The following is a 3,116-nucleotide window of genomic DNA, read 5'->3' as shown; positions in this document are numbered from 1 at the left end:
AGCAACAGTAGCTCCCCCAGGCCCATCTGAGGAGCATCCAAGCAGATGTCGATGTCGGATCCGGAGCGATGCCGCCCCAGGGCCCTGGAGCCATACAGCACCACCCGTTGGATGGCGGGGTGCTCAGCCAGCAGGGCCAGAATCCGCTCCGTAGCCTCCTGCGGGAGGCCCGCAATGCTGGTGCGGGCTATCGCGCTGGGCATGGTCATCGCCTCTGAGCACGTTCCTGCAACAGCAGCTGCAGATCCAGCAGGGCAGGTGCATAGCGCTGCACAATCAGCGCCGCGATCTCGTGGGCCAGCTCCGGGTTGTAGGTGTGGCTGGTGAGGTTGCGGCTGCGGATCATCGCCATCCACGTGTCTTCACTGCCTGCCGGCAGCAGCTCCCGCACCACGGCTTCGCGAACAGCATCGCGAGAGCCGCTGAGTCCGCTCACACCCTGATCCACCAGGTAATCATTGAGCAGCAGCCAACTGAGTTCATGGGTGAACTCAAACGCCTGGATGAGGCCCTGCTCCTCCAGTTCGCTGAGGGGTCTCTCCCGTGCTGTCTGGAGAGCACGCTGCAAGCTGGCCAGAGCCCGCCTGTAATTCTCAAGCCGTTGCAGCCAACGAACGTCCGGGCCAGCCATCACCGGGGGGCAGCAACAAACCCAGGCTAAGAACGAGCCACAACTGTGAGTGGCAGCACCTCCGCCAGAGCTGCACGCCAATGCATCGGCTCCAGCCCCAGGGCAGCACGGCTGCCGCTGCAATCCAGCAGCGAGTAGCTGGGGCGCTGGGCGGGCGTGGGGTAGTCGGCCGTGGTGAGCGGCATCACCCGCGCGGCATTGTCCAGCAGGCCGATCTGCACTCCCAGCTCGCCGATCGCCACGGCGAAGTCATACCAACTGGCCGCGCCGGCGTCGCTCCAGTGGAGGATGCACGGCAGAGCAGCTTCTGCGGCGGCATCCAGGCCCAGCCCCATCGCCCGCCAGCAGGCCATCGCCAGGGTGGCGGTGCTGGTGGGGCAGCCCACCTGATCCGCCACCACCCCCAGCTGCTCGCGCTCGCTGTGGAGGCGAAGCATCGTGCGGCAGAAGTTATGGCCCACCGGGCCATACACCCAGCTCGTTCGCAGCACCCGGGCTCCTGGCAGCTGCAGCGCCGCCGCTTCGCCGGCTGCCTTGGTGGAGCCATAGGCCCCCAGGGGATCGAGAGCCTGGTGAGGCTTGTAGGGGCTGCCCTGCGCACCGTTGAACACAAAATCCGTGCTCACCTGCAGCAACCGGCCGCCGGTTTCCGCTAAGGCCTCGGCAAAGGCCGCCGGGGCGCCGGCATTCACCGCCTGGGCCAGCTCCGGCTCACTCTCGGCCTTGTCCACCGCCGTGTAGGCGCCGGCATTGAGCACCCAGTCGGGCTGATGCGTGAACACGGCGGCGCGGCAAGCCTGCGGATCAGCCAGATCGAGCTCAGCGCGGCTGCAGGCCGTGAGCGAAACACCTGCCGGTGTGCAGGCGATCAGGGCCTCGCCCAGCTGACCGGCGGCGCCGGTGAGCAGCACCTTCATGGCTGGGTCAGGAGCAACTTGCCACCATTGTGTGCGGCAGGGCCGGGGACAACAGACCGGTGAATGACCGAATCTTTAGATGAGTAATTCAGGGAAGGGCGGTCGTGCGCAGCACCATCACCAGTCGCGGTCAAACCGTGATCCCCGCCGCGATCCGTGATCGCTTTTCCTTGGGCCTTCCAAACGCCTGGAATGGATCGTGGAAGCAGATGGCTCCATCCGGGTGATCCCCGTTGACCCATCACCGGTGAAGGCCTTTCGAGGCACAGGCAAGCACGGCGGTTCAACCCAGCGCCTGATCGCTGAGCGTGAGGCTGAGCGCAACGCAGGTCGCTGATGCCAACGCTCATCCTGCTCGACACCTCAGCACTGCTCACCTTGCGCGACGACGAACCCGGCGCCGACCGCGTGGAACAAGCCCTCGCTCAACCCAACCACTGCTACGCCTGTTTTCTAAGCCGGATGGAGGTGCTCGACCGCGTTTGGAAGGACGAACATGAGCGCGCTGGCCGCCTGGCCTATGAGCAACTGAAGGCCCTACCCCTGCAGTGGGTTGAAGCCTCAGAGCCCTTGCTGGAGCGCGCGGCGACGATCAAGGCTTGCCATTCCCTATCGCTCGCCGATGCCTGGATCGCCGCCGCGGCCCAGCAGATCGGTGCCACGCTGCTGCACAAAGACCCTGAATTCCAGGCCATCAGCGATCTCCACCAGGAATGGCTCAGCTGAACCCCTTGATCGCCATGACCGCCACTACTCCGCGCAAGGATCTACTGGTCGATCTCGGCCTTCAACCCGGCCAGCGCTGATGTCGAGCTGCAGGACGAGCAAGCTACCAGCAGCATCACCAACTTCATTGGCCTGCTGGGCAGCAAACCTCCTCAGCGAGACCGGCGAAGCCGTGAATCTGTTGCAGTGATCCGCGCTGTTTCAGCGACTCACACTCTTTAAGTTGCGTAGGACTCCAGGGGCCTTGCCACATCCGGGAAAGCCGCAAGAAGAGCACGATCCTCGGTAACCAACGGCACCCCCAGCTGCTGCGCAACGGCAACAAACTCGCAGTCATAGGCACGGCAACGGCTGCTGTGAGCCAGCCGCAACACCTGCTCGGAGGTCACGGGTTGATCCTGAGACGTCAACAGCATCTCGGCGCGTTGCATCAGCGCCATGGCTGCGGGGAGCTGCAGCAGTCCACGTCGGAGATAGGTGCTGAGCACGTTTCGCCACTCGCTGCGCCAAAGCGGCGGCGCTGCCCAGCTGGGTTGCTCCAGCAACAGGGCTTCTGCCAAAGGCGTTCTGGGCCCTGGCAGCAGCAGATAGGCCAGAACATTGGTATCGACAACGATCAAGGTCGCCCCTCGCGCTTGAAGGCATCGATCTCAGCCGGATCGAAGCAGTGCTGAGCGAGGCTGTTGCGCAAGGCGCGGATCTCCTCCAGCTGATGCTCCACAGCCAGGGGCTCTAGGCCCAGGCCAGCTTCCAGACACACGATGGCTTCGTTATTGAGGCTGCGCCGGTGCCGCTTGGCGGCGGCAGCGAGCCTGGCATGAAGCGCATCGGGGAGGTTCTTG

General features: G+C 64.7%; 6 protein-coding genes. 1 reads left to right on the top strand and 5 read right to left on the bottom strand.

Going from position 1 to position 3,116, the window contains the following annotated elements; genetic code table 11:
• The 3 genes from ACIQ2E_RS13690 to rfbD all read right to left on the bottom strand — a co-directional run.
• A partial coding sequence (locus tag ACIQ2E_RS13690; protein WP_398331658.1) for a nucleotidyltransferase domain-containing protein occupies positions 1 to 209 on the bottom strand: 209 nt, incomplete at its 3' end.
• Positions 206 to 631 carry a nucleotidyltransferase substrate binding protein gene (locus tag ACIQ2E_RS13685; protein ID WP_398331655.1) on the bottom strand — a complete coding sequence of 142 codons (426 nt, stop codon included), beginning with the start codon at positions 629 to 631 and terminating at the stop codon, positions 206 to 208. The genes ACIQ2E_RS13685 and ACIQ2E_RS13690, both read right to left, overlap by 4 nt.
• Before the next feature lie 26 nt (positions 632 to 657).
• Positions 658 to 1,548 (bottom strand): dTDP-4-dehydrorhamnose reductase, encoded by an 891-nt coding sequence (rfbD, locus tag ACIQ2E_RS13680; RefSeq protein WP_398331652.1) that lies wholly within the window; start codon positions 1,546 to 1,548, stop codon positions 658 to 660.
• Positions 1,549 to 1,884: 336 nt separating this feature from the next.
• Here rfbD and ACIQ2E_RS13675 point away from each other — a divergent pair, with 336 nt between their 5' ends.
• Positions 1,885 to 2,274, top strand: a complete 390-nt coding sequence (locus ACIQ2E_RS13675; RefSeq protein WP_398331649.1) for a PIN domain-containing protein — start codon at positions 1,885 to 1,887, stop codon at positions 2,272 to 2,274.
• 218 nt (positions 2,275 to 2,492) lie between these two features.
• On the opposite strand, the gene ACIQ2E_RS13670 is transcribed toward ACIQ2E_RS13675, so the two are convergent.
• Positions 2,493 to 2,894: a type II toxin-antitoxin system VapC family toxin gene (locus ACIQ2E_RS13670; RefSeq protein ID WP_398331646.1), complete on the bottom strand. Its 402-nt coding sequence runs from the start codon at positions 2,892 to 2,894 to the stop codon at positions 2,493 to 2,495.
• Positions 2,891 to 3,116: FitA-like ribbon-helix-helix domain-containing protein (locus ACIQ2E_RS13665; RefSeq protein ID WP_398331643.1), on the bottom strand; the 226-nt coding region annotated here is incomplete at its 5' end. The genes ACIQ2E_RS13665 and ACIQ2E_RS13670, both read right to left, overlap by 4 nt.

The organism is Vulcanococcus sp., assembly GCF_044369115.1.
Classification (GTDB): domain Bacteria; phylum Cyanobacteriota; class Cyanobacteriia; order PCC-6307; family Cyanobiaceae; genus Vulcanococcus.
This window is presented reverse-complemented; position numbering and strand designations above follow the sequence as displayed.

Excerpts from the sequence above, each read along its gene's own strand:
- ACIQ2E_RS13675 (WP_398331649.1), top strand. The coding sequence starts at position 1,885 with ATGCCAACGCTCATCCTGCTCGACACCTCAGCACTGCTCACCTTGCGC.
- ACIQ2E_RS13685 (WP_398331655.1), bottom strand. The coding sequence starts at position 631 with ATGGCTGGCCCGGACGTTCGTTGGCTGCAACGGCTTGAGAATTACAGG.
- rfbD (WP_398331652.1), bottom strand. The coding sequence starts at position 1,548 with ATGAAGGTGCTGCTCACCGGCGCCGCCGGTCAGCTGGGCGAGGCCCTG.